Here is a 17,485-nt window from a genome sequence, read left to right on the forward strand (position 1 = left end):
GTCCTTAGCTCAGCTGGATAGAGTACCTGGCTACGAACCAGGCGGTCGGAGGTTCGAATCCTCCAGGACGCGCCACTCATTGAAAAAGCCTCGCAATTGCGAGGCTTTTTTGTATCTAGACATCTGGAGTATGGCGTAGGATCACTAGAGCCTATGTTCCTCTTTTTTAAAAGCGAATATGTGCGTATCTAAGCAATTTGCTATCAAGCTTCTGTCGCATCGTGTGAAATCATCCTGATTATCCCTCCTATACACTGACTTCCATTTTTCATTTCAATTACTCTCATGTAGTTACTTTGTTTGTTATTTGTTTATTGATTGTTAATTTTGTTCATCTTTTTGTTTTTGTTGGTTTTTACTGCGTGAGTCCCGATTTGATTTTGAAATCTAAATCGCAGTTTTTATTTATGTCCTCCTTTACTCTGTTCGTAAGGTGATAGCGATTTGAAGTGATTATTTTGTCATGAACTGTGATCTGGGTAGTGAATAAATAATCATTTATCAGGATTACTACAAACCTTCCTTAAACAAAATTGACAAAATTTAACCAATCGAGATAATCCATGGGTCGGGATTTGACACTATTAAAGTCCTGCACGTTGTCAGGATGACAAAGAAAGGAAGCAACATGACTAATATAGGAAGCCTGCTAGTAGATGCGGCCACCCTGATGCTAACGGGGATGGCGGTCGTATTTATTTTCCTCACTATTCTTGTTTATCTCGTTCGGTTAATGTCGAAATTGGTACCAGAAGAAGTACCAGAGCCGATCGTAGCACCAAAAACAAACACTAATATTCAATCAACCTCTTCAGCTGTTAGTCCACAAGTAGTGGCGGCGATCTCGGCTGCGATTCATAAACATCGCGCCTCATTCGCGAAGTAGCCGAACTAGGATTAAAAAGGAGTTTAAGAGCATGTCTAAACCACTAGCTATTACTGATGTGGTCCTTCGTGATGCCCATCAATCACTATTTGCTACGCGTATGCGTATTGAGGATATGCTGCCTATCGCAGCTGAGTTGGATAAGGTTGGTTACTGGTCTCTAGAGACTTGGGGTGGTGCAACATTTGATTCTTGTATTCGATTCTTAGGGGAAGACCCTTGGGAGCGTTTACGTGAACTAAAAAAAGCGATGCCTAATACACCAATGCAAATGCTACTGCGTGGTCAAAACCTTTTAGGATACCGCCATTATGCCGACGATGTAGTAGAGAAGTTTGTTGAACGCGCGCATGCTAACGGCATGGATGTATTCCGTATTTTTGATGCAATGAATGACGTGCGAAACTTCCAGAAAGCCGTGAAAGCAACGGTTGATGTTGGTGCGCATGCTCAAGGTACGTTGTCTTACACAACGAGCCCAGTGCATAACGCAGACACTTGGGTTGACTTGGCAAAACGCCTAGAGGATTTAGGTTGTCACTCGCTGTGTATTAAAGATATGTCTGGCTTACTTAAGCCATATGAAGCGGAAGAGCTTATCACGCGTATCAAAGCGTCTTGTGATGTGCCATTGGCACTTCATTGTCATGCAACAACGGGGCTGTCTACAGCAACAGCGGTAAAAGCAGTAGAAGCCGGTATTGATATTCTCGATACTGCGATTTCTTCAATGAGTTGTACTTACGGTCATACACCGACTGAAACGGTAGTCGCTATGCTAGAAGGCACCGAGCGAGATACCAATTTGAAACTCGAGCAACTGGAACCTATCGCCGCATATTTCCGTGAGGTACGTAAGAAGTATGCGAAGTGGGAAGGCCAGTTAAAAGGAGTCGATTCACGCATCCTGATTGCTCAAGTGCCTGGTGGTATGCTGACCAATATGGAAGGCCAGTTGAAAGAGCAGGGCGCTGCGGATCGCATTGATGAAGTATTAGAAGAGATCCCTCGTGTACGTGAAGATCTTGGTTTCATTCCATTGGTGACTCCAACTTCACAGATCGTCGGTACGCAAGCGGTGATTAACGTTCTTACTGGCGAGCGCTATAAGAGTATTACCAAGGAAACCGCTGGCCTATTGAAAGGTGAGTACGGTCAAGCGCCAGCCGAGTTAAATGCAGAACTGCAAGCGAAAGTGCTTGATGGTAAAGAGCCAATTACCTGTCGTCCTGCCGATTTACTTGAGCCTGAAATGGAGACGCTTACGGTTGATCTGATGGAGAAAGCGAAATCAGAAGGCATTAAGCTAGCAAGTGAGCGTGTTGATGACGTACTCACTTATGCACTTTTCCCTCAAGTTGGACTTAAGTTCCTTAAGAATCGTGAAAACCCAGAAGCATTTGAGCCAGCACCAACGCTAGAAGCTGCGAAGCCTGCTGTACCTGTAGCTCAACCAGCAACTGGTGGTGTAGAAACTTATAGTGTACGTGTTGACGGACAGGTGTATGAGGTGGAAGTTGGCCCTCAAGGTGAACTGACATCTGTTGCTCCTTCTAATGCACCGGCAAAATCGGCTACACCTAGCACACCTTCTAATGCTTCAGCTGAAGCGGTGCCTGCTCCTCTTGCAGGTAACATCTTCAAAGTGAATGTTCAGCCTGGTGCTGAGGTAGCTGAAGGCGATGTATTGCTCATCCTTGAAGCGATGAAAATGGAAACTGAAGTACGAGCGGCGCGTGGTGGTGTGGTTCAAGAGCTGAACGTTAAAGAAGGCGATGCTGTCACAGTAGGTGCGCCTCTGTTGAGCCTGGCGTAAGGGAGTATCATGGACGGATTGTTAACCCTTTGGGCAGAAACAGGGATCGCTAACTTCGAGTTCGGCCAAATCTGTATGATGCTGGTTGGTTGTACTTTGCTGTTTTTGGCAATTAAAAAAGGATTTGAACCTTTACTGTTATTGCCGATTGGTTTCGGTGCTATTTTGGCGAATATTCCAAATGCTGGCTTTACTGAGCCTGGTGGCTTGCTCTACTACGTTTACTACATTGGGATTGAATCGGGTGTGTTCCCGCTATTGATCTTCATGGGTGTGGGCGCGATGACCGACTTTGGTGCTTTGATCGCAAACCCAAAAACGTTGTGGTTAGGTGCGGCTGCGCAGTTTGGTATTTTTGCAACACTGTTTGGCGCTATTTTGCTCAACTATGTACCTGGCATGGAGTTCTCCATGGCAGATGCTTCGTCTATCGCGATCATCGGTGGTGCTGATGGGCCGACAGCGATTTTCTTAGCGAGTAAGCTCTCTCCAGATCTGCTAGGTGCGATTGCAGTCGCGGCATACAGCTATATGGCATTGGTGCCGATTATCCAGCCACCAATCATGAAAGCACTGACAACCAAGGAAGAACGTCAAATTAAGATGGCTCAGCTTCGTCATGTTGGTAAATGGGAGAAAGTCATCTTCCCGCTTGCTGTATTACTGATGACGATTCTGTTCTTACCTTCAGCTACGCCATTGGTTGGTATGTTCTGTTTGGGTAACTTGATGCGTGAAGCTGGTGTGGTCGATCGTTTATCGAAAACTGCTCAAAATGAATTGATCAACATAGTGACTATCTTTTTAGGTCTTGGTGTTGGTTCTAAGCTGCAAGCTGAGCAGTTCTTGAACCTAGAAACGTTAGGTATTTTGGGGTTAGGCGCAGTTGCATTTAGTATCGGTACTGGTGCGGGCGTCCTGATGGCGAAACTGCTTAACAAGTTCTCGAAAGAAGACATCAACCCACTTATTGGTGCGGCTGGCGTTTCTGCGGTACCAATGGCCGCGCGAGTCGTAAACAAAGTTGGTTTACAAGCTAACCCGCAAAACTTTTTGTTAATGCATGCGATGGGACCAAACGTTGCTGGTGTGCTGGGTTCAGCCGTTGCGGCTGGTATATTGTTAGCACTTGTTGGTTAGACATTATTGAAAATGGAATGATCAACCAATTTACAAAATCACGATTAACTTAGGTTAACAAAATGGTTTATAGTCAAAGGGATGCTTTCGCATCCCTTTTTGTTTTCTTGCAGGGAATGGTTTATGGAACACAAACAGATCGTTATCACTGAGTTTGGTGATGCCAACGTACTCGCGATTCAGCATGCTTCTACACCATCACCACAGCCTGGTGAAGTCTTAGTAAAAGTCGCTTTTTCAGGCGTAAATCCTATTGATGTCAAAACTCGAGCTGGGCTCGGTTGGGCGGCAGCGCAGAATAAGGATAATTTACCTTGGGTGCCAGGTTACGACATCTCAGGAAAAGTGATGTCTTGTGGAGAGGGGGCATCACGTTTTAATCAAGGTGATGAGGTGGCTGGATTTATTGGTTTCCCAGTTCGAGGCGGTGGATACAGTCAATACATATGTGTTCCAGAAACTGAGTTAAGTCATGTTCCTAGCTCTGTCACTTTAGAGGCAGCTGCTGCATTACCGTTGGCGGGACAAACTGCGGCACAAGCTCTCAGTAAGGCTAATGTGACGGAAAACGATCGCGTACTTATCCTCGCCGGTGCCGGTGGTGTTGGACACCTCGCGGTACAAATTGCGATCGCGACGAAAGCGGAAGTCTTTACAACCTGCAGTGAACGAAATTTAGATTACCTTGCGACGCTCGGTGCTCATGCAGTGAACTATCAATTTGCACCAGTGTCAGAACGTGTTGAAGATGTTGATGTTTTGATTGATTTAGTAGGCGGAGATGCTGCGTTAGATGCGCTTAAATGCCTGAAAGACAATGCGAGAGTCATCACCGTTCCAACCATAACTGCTGAGCTGATTTGTGAAAAAGCCAAACTCCTAGGCTTTGAGGCTAGTGGCATGTTGGTTGAACCAGACCCTGCGCAGTTAGATACCTTGTTGTACATGGTCGGCGTTGGCTTACTGAAGACTGAAATTCAACAGGTTTATCCTATGAGTGATGTCATTGGTGCTCACCAGCAGGTCGAATCAGGAAGAACCAGAGGCAAGGTGTTGCTTGATATGACATGCTAGAAGCATTTAACACGAGTTTTGAAAGTTTAGCGCTTTGGTTTTCAGATTCAGCATTATGGGTGCTTTTCATGACCGGTTTTCTCAGTGCCACGTTGTTGCCTGGTGGTTCTGAAGCGGGCTTAGTTGCCACTCTCTCATTAAATCAATACTCCGTTTCTTCAATTGTTATGGTCGCTACTATCGGTAATACGCTTGGTGGCTTAACAAATTATTGGCTTGGCTTGTGGATTCCCAACAAAGCACAAGAGGAAAAGCACGGTCATACCGCATTAAAGTGGCTCTCTAAGTATGGCTATTGGGGGTTATTTTTTAGCTGGTTACCTGTAATAGGAGACCCGCTGTGTTTAGCCGCAGGGTGGCTAAGAATGAAGTTTCTGCCTTGCGTGATTTTAATATTTTTAGGAAAGGCTGCTAGGTATAGCTTACTTGCGGCCATCTATCTCGGATTATTTTAAGGAAAGTACATGAAGATGTTTTGGGTTGGCGCGTGTTCACTGTTGGTGATCACGGGCTGTGCATCAAATACGCCAGTTTCATCACTGCCGAAAGGGGTAACTTTCGTTGAGTCATCGAAAGCTGAAGAAGGCAAAGTTAAGATTCCATACCAAAAGTATAAACTCGATAATGGTTTAACGGTGATCTTAGCTCCTGAAGATTCTGACCCATTGGTCCATGTGGATGTGACTTACCATGTTGGTTCGGCTCGTGAAGAAGTGGGTAAGTCTGGTTTTGCGCATTTCTTTGAGCACATGATGTTCCAAGGTTCAGAGAACGTTGGTGACCAAGAGCACTTCAAAATCATCACGGAGGCTGGCGGCACATTAAATGGTACTACAAACCGCGATCGTACTAACTACTTTGAAACTGTCCCTGCTAACCAGCTCGAGAAAATGCTGTGGTTAGAGTCTGACCGTATGGGCTTTTTGTTGGATGCGGTTTCTCAACGCAAATTTGAAATTCAGCGTTCGACTGTAAAAAATGAGCGAGCTCAGCGTTACGATAATCGTCCTTATGGCTTAATTTGGGAGCGCATGTCCGAAGCGCTATATCCTGAAGGTCATCCGTATTCGTGGCAAACCATTGGTTATGTTGAAGATCTTGATCGTGTTGATGTGAACGACCTCAAAGCGTTTTTCTTGCGTTGGTATGGCCCAAACAATGCGACTATCACGATCGGTGGTGACTTAGACGTTGAACAAACTCTAGAGTGGGTAAATAAGTACTTCGGTTCGATTCCTCGTGGTCCTGAGGTTGAAAATGCGCCGAAACAACCTGCAAAACTGCAAGAAGATAAATACATCACTCTAGAAGATCGTATTCAACAACCTATGGTGATGATCGCGTGGCCAACAACCTACAATGGCGAAGAAAGCCAAGCGTCTCTCGATACATTATCAGAAGTATTGGGTGGCGGTACCAACAGCGTGCTCTATCAAGACCTAGTGAAGACTCAAAAAGCGGTCGATGCTGGTTCATTCCATGATTGTGCTGAACTGGCGTGTAACTTTTACGTTTACGCAATGGGTGATTCTGGAGACAAAGGCGACCTATCAAAACTGTACGACGAGCTTTTACAATCACTGAATCAGTTTGCGGAAAAAGGCGTGACAAAAGATCGCCTTGAGCAGTTGAAGGGTAAAGCGGAAGCGGATGCTATTTTTGCGCTAGAAAGCGTTAAAGGTAAAGTGACTCAGTTGGCTTCCAACGAGACATTTTTCGGCGATCCTGATCGTCTTGAGCAACAGCTTGAACAAATCCGTGCAGTTACGCCGACTTCGGTAGAAAAAGCGTATACGGACTTTATCCAAGGTAAGAACAAAGTGACCCTAAGCGTGGTCCCAAAAGGAAAAACAGACCTTGTCGTAAAACCTGCGACCTTTGTGACACCAAAGCGTACGCTGCCAGAATATGAGAAGATTTCCGATGACCAATTGGCGTATCGTCGTGCGACCGATAACTTCGATCGCTCAGTGCAACCGCCAGTAGGAGAACCAGTGAAAGCGACGATGCCAGAGCTGTACGAGTTACATTTCAAGAATGGCTCAGAGCTGCTTGGTGCAGTTAGCGATGAAACGCCGACGGTGATGATGCAATTTAGTTTACCTGCAGGGACACGTTTTGTTGAAAAGGGTAAAGAAGGTCTTGCCCAATTGACCGCTGCGATGTTGCAAGAAGGTACAACGAAACGCAGTGTCGAAGAGATTCAAGCTGAGCTTGATAAACTAGGTAGTGTTATCTCTGTTAATGCCACAGGTTATACAACAAACATCAGTGTTTCTGCTCTAGAAAAGAACTTAGAGCCGACGTTAAAAATTGTCGAAGAGATGTTGCTGTCTCCTGCATTTAATCAAGATGATTTCGAGCGTGTAAAAATGCAAGCGCTAGAAGGCCTGGTATATGAGCACCAAAATCCAAGTTGGATGGCGTCACAAGCGAGTCGTCAGGTGCTCTATGGGGATTCGGTTTTTGCTCGACCAAAAGACGGCACGCAAGCAGGTGTCAGTGCATTAACGTTGGATGATGTCCGTGAATTCTACTCGAAGCATTACACGCCACAAAGTGCGCAAATCGTCGTTGTTGGTGACATCAATAAACAGGAAATTGAGCAGCAACTGACGTTCTGGAAAAACTGGCAAGATGAAGCTGCGCCATTGTATGCACCGCAAAGCATTGCTGCATTAGGTGAGCAAAAGATCCATCTTGTTGATAAACCAGGAGCGCCGCAAAGTGTGGTCATGATGGTTCGTCAAGGTATGCCTTACGACGCAACGGGCGATTTTTACCTAAGCCAACTGGCAAACTTCAACTTAGCTGGGAACTTCAATAGCCGCATTAACCAAAATCTACGTGAAGACAAGGGTTACACATACGGTGCTTACGGCTACTTCTCTGGTAATCCAGAAACAGGCTCGGTGGTTTTCACCGCGCAAGTACGAGCGGATGCAACGGTTGCTTCGATCATTGAGATGGAAAATGAGCTAAATGAATACTCGCAGTCAGGTATTACTGATGAAGAGATGAAATTTATGCGTCAAGCGGTCGGTCAAAAAGATGCACTGAAATATGAAACGCCAACACAAAAAGCGGAGCTCATCAGTGATATTCTTAAGTACAACCTCGATCATGATTACTTGCAGCAAAGAAACGCTATCGTAGAAAAAGTCGATAAGCAGACGTTGAATGCGCTGGCTCAGAAATGGTTTGATCCAAATGACTATCAAATTATCGTCGTTGGTGATGCTAAATCGTTGCGTCCTCAATTAGAAAAGTTGGGGAAAGACGTAGAAGAGCTTGAAATCATTCGATAGAGTACACATTTAATAGCGGAGAAACGTTTCTCCGCTATTCATCTAGATAAGCAACTTTTCGTGGGTTATTTATCTAGATGCATTAACTATCAATAACTTAGCTTACACTTGTGTTATGTAACAAGTGTCCTGCTCCCAATATAAGCGAACCTCATTTTGACTGATTTTGCTGCGCGACTAAAAAAAGTTGCATCAAACCCCGAAGTATTTAAGCAGTTTGGACGCGGTGTTGAGCGAGAAACTTTGCGCTATCGTCAGGATGGACATCTAGCTACAACTCCTCATCCTGAAGGGTTAGGCTCTGCGTTCACAAATCAATGGATCACAACGGATTTTTCGGAATCATTGTTAGAGTTCATTACGCCTGTGTCACATGAAATTCCAGAACTGATGGCACAGCTGAAAGATATCCATCATTTCACTCAAACCAAAATGGGTGAAGAGAAAATGTGGCCACTATCAATGCCTTGCTACGTAGGCTCAGAGGATGATATTCAGTTAGCCCAGTATGGCTCTTCGAATGCAGCGAAAATGAAAACGCTGTACCGAGAAGGCCTAAAGCGTCGCTATGGCAGCCTGATGCAAATTATTTCAGGTGTCCATTTTAACTTCTCGTTTCCTGAAACATTTTGGGATGCGCTCTATGGAGAGCAAGATGAACAAGCCCGCCAAGATGCTAAGTCTGATGCGTACTTTGCGTTGATCCGTAATTACTACCGCTTTGGCTGGATGATTCCCTACTTCTTTGGTGCATCACCAGCGTTATGTGGCTCTTTTATTCAAGGTCGTGAAACCGATCTGCCATTCGAGAAGATTGGCGGGACATTATATTTGCCGAAGTCGACGTCTTTGCGTTTGAGCGATCTTGGCTATACCAATAGTGCTCAAAGTGTGCTGAAAATTGGTTTTAACAGCATTGACCAATACCTCGATGGTTTGAGTGATGCGATTCGCCACCCATCAGAAGAGTTTGCGAAAATTGGGGTAAAAGTGGATGGTGAATACCGCCAGCTTAATTCCAATATCTTACAAATTGAGAATGAACTGTACGCTCCGATTCGTCCAAAACGTGTATCGAAAAGTGGTGAGAAGCCTTCAGATGCGTTACGACGCGGTGGTGTCGAATACATTGAAGTTCGTTCTCTAGATGTTAACCCATTCAGCGCAGTGGGCTTAAATGAAGAGCAAGTACGATTCTTGGATCTCTTCCTTACCTGGGCGGCCTTGTCAGACTCAGACCCTATGGATAACTGTGAATTAGAGTGTTGGCGCGATAACTGGAATAAAGTCATTGTTTCAGGCCGTGAAAAAGGTCTAATGCTGCAAATTGGTTGTCAAGGTGAGCGTCTATCTCTACAAGATTGGGCACACCGAGTTTTCGTCGAGTTACGTCAAATAGCACAGCAAATGGATATGACCGCTGGTGGCAGTGCATACCAAGATGTGTGTAATCAACTCGAGACATGGATTGATAACCCAGAACTAACGATCTCTGGTCAACTATTAGAGCTAACGAAAGAGCTGGGTGGGCTAGGTAAAGTTGGTTGTACTCTTGGTATGAAGTACCGTGATGAAAACCTAGCTCACGGTTATCAGTACTACTCACAAGATACGATGGAAACGGAAGTAGCGTCGTCCGTGGAAAAACAAAAGCAAGCAGAGCAGAGTGACACGCTTTCTTTTGATGATTTTTTGGAAGATTACTTTGCTTACCTGAAGCAGTAATGACTAACTAAGGATTGGTGCGGTTGAACATTAAGTCGTCAGTAGTAGCGGTACTTGGAAGCGTGCTACTTGCAGGTTGTGCTACGGCACCGCCAAAGCAGCAGAATAACTTATGCGAGATATTCCGAGAGAAATCCGGTTGGTACGATGATGCCAAAGATATGGAAGATGAATGGGGGACCCCTATTCATGTCGCTATGGCCATCATTAAACAAGAAAGCAGCTTTCGGCACGATGCAAAACCACCTAAAGATTATTTGCTAGGGTTTATTCCTTGGGGACGAGTCAGCAGTGCGTATGGTTACGCTCAAGCTCAAGACCCTGCTTGGGAAGACTTCCAAGATGCCACAGGTCAGGGTGGCTCTCGTACCAACTTCGATGATTCTATGATGTTTGTCGGTTGGTATACTCATGAAACACGGCGTCAGCTAGGGATTTCATTATGGGATCCCTATAACCAGTATCTGGCTTATCATGAAGGGCGAGGTGGGTATAAACGAGGTACTTATAATCGAAAGCCTAGTTTAATCAAAGTCGCTCGACGTGTTGAACAAACAGCGAAAACTTATGGCTGGCAGCTGAAGCAATGTCGTCAGGAATTAGAAGACAACAGCAGCTGGTTCTTTTAGCCCACAGTCAGTTCATGTGCTGTAGGGATGAATGACATTTATCCATTACCGAAAGGTACTGGAGTTACAATCAGGAGAGATGTAATGCCTTTACTCGATAGTTTTACCGTGGACCACACTCGTATGAATGCACCGGCAGTGCGAGTGGCGAAAACCATGCAGACCCCAAAAGGGGATACGATTACTGTTTTCGACTTACGCTTTACTGCGCCAAACAAAGACATTCTTTCTGAAAAAGGTATTCACACCCTAGAGCACCTTTATGCAGGCTTTATGCGTAATCACCTAAACGGTGATTCTGTTGAGATCATCGATATTTCGCCTATGGGTTGCCGCACAGGTTTTTACATGAGCCTGATTGGCACACCATCAGAGCAGCAAGTCGCAGATGCTTGGATTGCAGCAATGGAAGATGTGCTGAAGGTAGAAAGTCAGAATAGGATCCCTGAACTTAACGAATACCAATGCGGCACGGCAGCAATGCACTCTTTAAAAGAAGCACAACAGATCGCAAAGAACATTTTGGATGCTGGTGTTTCGGTGAACAAAAATGATGAACTTGCTTTGCCTGAGTCGATGTTAAAAGAGTTGCGCATCGACTAGGTGCTCATTAAGAAGCATATTGCCCCAATAAGTAAAAAGCCTGACATGAGTCAGGCTTTTCTTTTGGTTATTTGGATGTCGATTTTTTCTTCTTCGGATAAACACGAACGAGCTTGATTCGGTTCTCTTCAATCTCAACAAGTTCCATTGGGTGACCCGCTACTCTCACACTTAGATGGCTCTCAGGAATATCTTCCAAGTGTTCTAAAATGAGCCCGTTTAGCGTTCTCGGGCCATCCGTTGGTAAATCCCATTTCAGGCCTTTGTTGATATCTCGGATATTGGTGCTGCCTTCAATAAGAAAGCTTCCGTCACCTTGAGGACTGATTTCATCAGAGAGGCTTGGAGAAATGGACGTCGTGAACTCACCAATGATCTCTTCCAGAATATCTTCAAGAGTGATTAGACCGATGATATCACCGTACTCATCCACGATCAGACCGATACGTTGCTTGTTACGTTGGAATTTTAACATTTGCACGTTCAGTGGTGTGCCTTCTGGGATGTAATAGACCTCATCAGCAGCACGTAATAGCGTTTCTTTGTTGAATTCGTTCTTTTCCAACATCAGACGATAAGCTTCACGCAAGCGCAGCATGCCAACCACTTCATCAATTTGGTCACGATAGAAAACTATGCGCCCATGTGGTGAGTGTGTTAGCTGGCGAACAATGGATTTCCAGTCGTCGTTAATATCAATACCGGTAATTTCATTGCGTGGGACCATAATGTCGTTCACGGTGACGTGCTCAAGATCTAAAATAGACACTAGCATGTCTTGGTGTCGGCGAGGGATCAAACCGCCAGCTTCATTTACCACCGTACGCAGCTCATCGGAGCTAAGATGATCTTCTGCTGAGTGATCCGCTCTTACACCAAGTAAGCGGATAAAGCCATTCGTAATAAAGTTAACAAGCATCACTAAAGGCGACAGTAACTTCATCAGTATGGTCAATAATATACTGCTCGCGTAGGACACACGTTCAGGGTAAAGCGCTGCAATTGTTTTAGGGGTAACCTCGGCAAAAACCAATACAACCATAGTTAGTGCACCGGTTGCGATAGCGACACCTAAATCACCATACAAACGCATACCAATAATGGTCGCGATCGCGGACGCGAGAATATTAACGAGGTTGTTGCCGATAAGAATAAGACCAATCAAACGATCTGGACGGTCTAATAGTCTTTCGACTCGCTTAGCACCCTTATGCCCGTTTTTGGCTAAGTGTTTTAAGCGATAACGATTCAGAGACATCATCCCTGTTTCTGAACCGGAAAAGTAACCTGATATGACGATAAGACACGCGAGTAGCGCAAACAAGATACCCGTAGAGATGTCGTCCAAAACGTTGCTGTTCCTTGTAAGTATTGGGTTATATAACGGTTGAGTAAGTCCGTTAAGTCAAAGAGTTAAGGCGTACTGTATTTTATCTAGCCTAAAATATAAAGGATAGGAGCCCTAGAGCTCCTTAATTCAAGATGATTTCTTTTACAAAGCGACTGCCAAAATATGCCAGAGTTAACAGTGTTGCTCCTGCAACAGCGAACCATGTGACTTTTCTACCACGCCAGCCTTTTTGATAGTGACCCCAAAGCAGTATTGAGTACACCACCCAAGCGATGAAAGAAAGAATGCCCTTATGTGCCTTACCTTGGGCAAACATATCCTGCACAAAGACAAAGCCAGTAATGAGCGTGGCAGTTAACAATAAGTTACCGATCAAAATAATTTTGAAGAGTTGACGCTCCACCATTAATAGAGGCGGCAGGTTTGGGTTAATCGCCAAAGATTTTTTTGCTTTCAGTTTGTGATCCAGCCAAGCCAACTGAAGCGCATAGAGTGCCCCGATAGTTAAAGTCGCGTATGAGAAGAGCGCAAATGAAATATGAATGAGTAGCTTAGGGTCATTCTCTAGGTGCTTTATAAACGTGCTTGGCAAAAATGTGGCAGCAGATAAATTGATGGCAGCAAAGCTATAAACGACTGGCAATAAAAACCACAGTCGGTTTTTCAACATAGCAAGGCTCATGACCAGAGAAATGATAAAACTGATCAAAGAAGCCACGTTGAGAATACTCAGGTTTTGACCTGAACCATCAAAAATCAGATCACTCAAAATCCACGCATGAAAAACAAGCGCACAGGCAGCACTAGCAAACACTGTTTTTGCTTTGATTCCTGACTGTTGTGAGAGTCCGGGTATGATGGTCGCAATCGCCAAGACATAAAGTATGGCGGCCGCGATGGCTATTAAGCTATCCATGAATCCTAAATATTATTGTGCACAATGGAGAAATTATACCTTGCATTACACTTTGGGGCTACGTTATATCCGACATCAATCGTGAGAGATGAGATATTGAAATTAATAAGTTACCGCACCATATATAAATAGAGACAAGAATAGGACAGCGGTACGGGTATGACTCAGACCTTGGCTAATGTATACTCACACTAATTAATCGCCATTTTAGCGAAGAGACAAAGATGTTTGAGAATTTAACGGATAGATTATCCAAAACGCTGAAAAATATCAGTGGCAAAGGTCGTCTGACCGAAGACAACATTAAAGAAACCCTACGTGAAGTCCGAATGGCTCTACTTGAAGCTGACGTTGCGCTTCCGGTCGTTCGTGAATTTGTGAACCGCGTTAAAGAAAAAGCGGTGGGCGTAGAAGTTTCTAAATCTCTGACTCCAGGTCAGGAATTTATCAAGATCGTTCAAACAGAACTTGAAGCCGTAATGGGTGAGTCGAATGAGGCGCTAAACCTTGCTGCTCAACCACCTGCTGTGCTTCTTATGGCTGGTCTACAAGGTGCGGGTAAAACTACATCGGTAGGTAAGTTATCTAAGCTTCTAAAAGAACGTGACAAGAAGAAAGTCTTGGTTGTGTCTGCCGACGTTTACCGTCCTGCGGCAATCAAGCAGCTTGAAACACTGGCATCAGACATCGGTGTTGACTTCTTCCCATCATCACCAGACCAAAAGCCTATTGATATCGCCAATGCAGCGATTGACCATGCGAAGAAGAAATTCTACGACGTACTTATTGTCGATACCGCAGGTCGTTTGGCAATTGATGAAGAGATGATGGGGGAGATCAAAGATCTTCACGCAGCTATCAACCCAGTAGAAACGCTATTTGTTGTTGACGCCATGACGGGTCAAGACGCAGCAAATACAGCAAAAGCCTTTGGCGATGCGCTACCTCTTACCGGTGTAGTTCTAACTAAGGTTGATGGTGATGCTCGTGGTGGTGCGGCACTTTCAGTACGCCATGTCACGGGCAAACCAATCAAATTCTTGGGTGTCGGTGAAAAAACTGACGCGCTAGAACCGTTCCACCCAGATCGTGTTGCTTCACGTATTCTTGGCATGGGTGACGTTCTGTCTTTGATTGAAGACCTACAACGCAACGTTGACCAAGAAAAGGCAGAAAAGTTAGCGAAGAAGTTCAAAGAGAAGAAAGGTTTCGACCTTGAAGATTTCCGTGAACAGCTAGGCCAGATGCAAAACATGGGCGGCATGATGGGGATGATGGATAAGCTTCCAGGAATGTCCCAGCTACCAGACAATGTGAAAGATAAAGTCGATGACAAGATGTTCAAACAGATGGAAGCGATCATCAGCTCCATGACAATGAAAGAACGTCAACGCCCAGAAATTATCAAGGGCTCGCGCAAGAAGCGTATCGCGGCTGGTTCTGGTGTGCAGGTTCAAGATGTAAACCGCTTACTAAAACAGTTCACCCAAATGCAGAAAATGATGAAAAAGATGCAAAAAGGTGGCATGAAAGGCATGATGCGCAACATGCAAGGCATGATGGGCGGCATGGGGGGTGGCGGTGGCTTCAACCCATTTGGTCGTTAATTAATCGATCACGCATAGATTCAGGGTGTTAGGTACGTCACAAACTTTAAATTCAATTTATGTTGGTGAAAAAGTAACTAAACTCCTTGCATTGCTCCGGGAGAAGAGTAAAATTCCGGAGCTTTATTTTGGCACGAGACCCCAAACTGTTTAATTTCTTGAATGGTTTTTGGGGTTAATTTTATTTTTGAGAAAGCAAAGAGGACGACATGGTAACCATTCGTTTGGCACGTCACGGCGCTAAAAAGCGTCCATTTTATCAAATCGTAGTAGCGGACAGCCGCAACGCTGCAACTGGCCGTTTCATCGAGAAAGTTGGTTTCTTCAACCCAACTGCTAAAGGTCAAGAAGAAGGTCTACGTCTAGACCTAGACCGCGTTAACCACTGGGTTGGTCAAGGCGCGTCAGTATCTGACCGTGTTGCTAAGCTAGTTAAAGACGCTCAAAAAGCGGCTTAATTTTTTACTTGAAAAGTAGAAACTAGTTTATGTCGATGAAAGGTAAAGAAACAATGAGCAACGAAAAGATTGTTGTAGGCAAGTTTGGTGCTACTTACGGCATTCGTGGTTGGCTTAAGGTTTTTTCCTACACAGACAATGCTGAAAGCATTTTCGATTACAGCCCTTGGTACATTAACCAAAAGGGCAAGTGGGTTGAGTACAAAGTAGAAAGCTGGAAGCGCCATAACAAAGGTATGGTGGCTAAGCTGGAAGGCATGGATGTTCGTGAAGACGCGCATCTAATGACGAACTTTGAAATTGCTATTGACCCTGCGGTACTTCCTGAATTGTCAGAAGATGAGTTCTACTGGCGCGAATTGTTTGGGATGCAAGTTGTAACTACTAAAGGTTACGATCTAGGTGTCGTTACTGACATGCTAGAAACTGGCTCAAACGATGTTCTGGTTGTTAAAGCAAATCTTAAAGATGCTTTCGGGCAGAAGGAACGATTAATCCCGTTCCTTGAAGAGCAAGTGATCATTAATGTTGATCGCGAAGCTCAACGGATCGAAGTTGACTGGGATCCTGGATTCTAATCTCCAAAATTACAGAGCGAGATAAACATGTGGGTTGGCGTTATTAGCCTTTTTCCAGAAATGTTCCGTTCTGTTACTGATTTTGGAGTAACAGGTCAAGCGGTTAAAAAAGGTCTTTTGTCGATTGAGACTTGGAATCCTAGAGATTTCACTCACGACAAACATCGCACAGTCGATGACCGACCTTACGGTGGTGGCCCTGGTATGTTAATGATGGTTCAGCCTTTGCGCGATGCCATTCATACCGCGAAAGCAGCCTCACCGGGCAAGACGAAAGTCATTTACCTTTCTCCTCAAGGTCGCAAGCTCGACCAGAAAGGAGTGGAAGAACTGGCAACGAATGAGAACTTGCTTCTGATTTGTGGTCGTTATGAAGGGGTAGATGAGCGCATCATTCAATCTGAAGTCGACGAAGAATGGTCGATTGGTGATTTTGTGATGACGGGTGGTGAGATACCAGCCATGACGTTAATCGACTCTGTCTCTCGGTTTATTCCGGGTGTACTAGGGGATTTCGCGTCAGCAGAAGAAGACTCTTTTGCAAATGGCTTGTTAGATTGCCCTCACTATACGCGTCCAGAAGTATTGGATGACAAAGAGGTACCAGCGGTACTGATGTCAGGCAATCACAAGGACATTCGTCAATGGCGACTCAAGCAGTCGTTGGGCCGTACTTGGCTAAGAAGACCAGAGCTCCTGGAAAACCTAGCTCTGACTGACGAACAGGAACAATTACTTGCTGAGTTTGTTAATGAGTATAAAGCCATTAAAGAACATAACGCAAAGTAACCTAATTTATTTAGTATCAGTTTATTCTAGGAATTTAAAAAATGAGTAACATCATCAAAGCTCTTGAAGAAGAGCAAATGAAATCAGACCTACCTAAATTTGCACCAGGTGACACTGTTGTAGTTCAAGTTAAGGTAAAAGAAGGTGACCGTGAGCGTCTACAGGCTTTCGAAGGCGTTGTAATCGCAATCCGTAACCGTGGTCTACACTCTGCTTTCACTGTACGTAAGATCTCTAACGGTGAAGGTGTTGAGCGTACGTTCCAAACACACTCTCCAATCGTTGATAGCATCGAAGTTAAACGCCGTGGTGCAGTACGTCGTGCCAAGTTGTACTACCTACGTGAGCGTTCTGGTAAGTCTGCTCGTATCAAAGAGAAACTTGCTAAGAAGTAATGCTATAACTAGCGTTCTCATCTTAAACGGAGTCCTTTTAGGGCTCCGTTTTTTTATTTGTGTAATTAGCTTGCTCGTTTCTTTTCGCCCGACCTGCACTGTCGATGCTCATGCACTGACGTACACTCCACGCCTCTGTCTTGTTGTGAATAGATTCCTGATGTCGCTATGGCTCCTCGGAATGACAGGAAATGATGGTCAAAGATTACA

Annotated in this window: 16 protein-coding genes; 14 read left to right on the forward strand and 2 right to left on the reverse strand. The window is 44.7% G+C overall.

Annotated elements, in window-relative coordinates; all coding sequences use genetic code 11:
- The first annotated feature begins 628 nt into the window (after positions 1-628).
- The 9 genes from R7R24_RS13235 to luxS all read left to right on the forward strand — a co-directional run bounded on the left by R7R24_RS13235 (position 629) and on the right by luxS (position 11,181).
- Entirely contained in the window at positions 629-886 is a 258-nt protein-coding gene (locus R7R24_RS13235) for an oxaloacetate decarboxylase subunit gamma (RefSeq protein WP_054579070.1), read from the forward strand.
- A gap of 31 nt (positions 887-917) precedes the next feature.
- Positions 918-2,702, forward strand: coding sequence for a sodium-extruding oxaloacetate decarboxylase subunit alpha (oadA, locus tag R7R24_RS13240; RefSeq protein WP_053306769.1), 1,785 nt, complete (start codon positions 918-920; stop codon positions 2,700-2,702).
- 9 nt (positions 2,703-2,711) lie between these two features.
- Positions 2,712-3,842, forward strand: coding sequence for a sodium ion-translocating decarboxylase subunit beta (locus R7R24_RS13245; RefSeq protein WP_005379935.1), 1,131 nt, complete (start codon positions 2,712-2,714; stop codon positions 3,840-3,842).
- A gap of 123 nt (positions 3,843-3,965) precedes the next feature.
- Positions 3,966-4,916, forward strand: a complete 951-nt coding sequence (locus tag R7R24_RS13250) for an NADP-dependent oxidoreductase (RefSeq protein WP_042521320.1) — start codon at positions 3,966-3,968, stop codon at positions 4,914-4,916.
- On the forward strand, positions 4,910-5,371 hold the full coding sequence (locus tag R7R24_RS13255) for a YqaA family protein (RefSeq protein ID WP_005379938.1): 462 nt from the start codon (positions 4,910-4,912) through the stop codon (positions 5,369-5,371). Before R7R24_RS13250 ends, R7R24_RS13255 begins: the two co-directional genes overlap by 7 nt.
- A 9-nt stretch (positions 5,372-5,380) precedes the next feature.
- Complete coding sequence (locus tag R7R24_RS13260; protein WP_054579071.1) at positions 5,381-8,224, forward strand: M16 family metallopeptidase; 2,844 nt, start codon at positions 5,381-5,383, stop codon at positions 8,222-8,224.
- Between the two features lie 156 nt (positions 8,225-8,380).
- Positions 8,381-9,949, forward strand: a complete 1,569-nt coding sequence (gene gshA / locus R7R24_RS13265; protein ID WP_005385430.1) for a glutamate--cysteine ligase — start codon at positions 8,381-8,383, stop codon at positions 9,947-9,949.
- Between the two features lie 23 nt (positions 9,950-9,972).
- Positions 9,973-10,578 (forward strand): hypothetical protein, encoded by a 606-nt coding sequence (locus R7R24_RS13270; protein ID WP_005379943.1) that lies wholly within the window; start codon positions 9,973-9,975, stop codon positions 10,576-10,578.
- An 84-nt stretch (positions 10,579-10,662) separates the two neighbouring features.
- Positions 10,663-11,181 carry an S-ribosylhomocysteine lyase gene (gene luxS / locus R7R24_RS13275; protein WP_047102662.1) on the forward strand — a complete coding sequence of 173 codons (519 nt, stop codon included), beginning with the start codon at positions 10,663-10,665 and terminating at the stop codon, positions 11,179-11,181.
- 67 nt (positions 11,182-11,248) lie between these two features.
- Here the strand turns inward: luxS and R7R24_RS13280 are convergent, their stop codons facing one another.
- Positions 11,249-12,529, reverse strand: a complete 1,281-nt coding sequence (locus R7R24_RS13280; protein WP_005379948.1) for an HlyC/CorC family transporter — start codon at positions 12,527-12,529, stop codon at positions 11,249-11,251.
- 124 nt (positions 12,530-12,653) lie between these two features.
- Complete coding sequence (locus R7R24_RS13285) at positions 12,654-13,448, reverse strand: inner membrane protein YpjD (RefSeq protein ID WP_005379950.1); 795 nt, start codon at positions 13,446-13,448, stop codon at positions 12,654-12,656.
- A 224-nt stretch (positions 13,449-13,672) separates the two neighbouring features.
- Between R7R24_RS13285 and ffh the strand changes: the two genes are divergently transcribed.
- The 5 genes from ffh to rplS all read left to right on the forward strand — a co-directional run bounded on the left by ffh (position 13,673) and on the right by rplS (position 17,275).
- Complete coding sequence (ffh, locus tag R7R24_RS13290; RefSeq protein ID WP_005385423.1) at positions 13,673-15,055, forward strand: signal recognition particle protein; 1,383 nt, start codon at positions 13,673-13,675, stop codon at positions 15,053-15,055.
- Positions 15,056-15,264: 209 nt separating this feature from the next.
- Entirely contained in the window at positions 15,265-15,513 is a 249-nt protein-coding gene (gene rpsP / locus R7R24_RS13295; RefSeq protein WP_005379962.1) for a 30S ribosomal protein S16, read from the forward strand.
- 29 nt (positions 15,514-15,542) lie between these two features.
- Entirely contained in the window at positions 15,543-16,091 is a 549-nt protein-coding gene (rimM, locus tag R7R24_RS13300; RefSeq protein WP_005379964.1) for a ribosome maturation factor RimM, read from the forward strand.
- 27 nt (positions 16,092-16,118) lie between these two features.
- Complete coding sequence (gene trmD, locus R7R24_RS13305; RefSeq protein WP_054579072.1) at positions 16,119-16,880, forward strand: tRNA (guanosine(37)-N1)-methyltransferase TrmD; 762 nt, start codon at positions 16,119-16,121, stop codon at positions 16,878-16,880.
- Between the two features lie 41 nt (positions 16,881-16,921).
- Positions 16,922-17,275, forward strand: coding sequence for a 50S ribosomal protein L19 (gene rplS, locus R7R24_RS13310; RefSeq protein WP_005379971.1), 354 nt, complete (start codon positions 16,922-16,924; stop codon positions 17,273-17,275).
- Positions 17,276-17,485 lie beyond the last annotated feature (210 nt).

The sequence above is a fragment of the Vibrio sp. 704 genome, assembly GCF_033339295.1.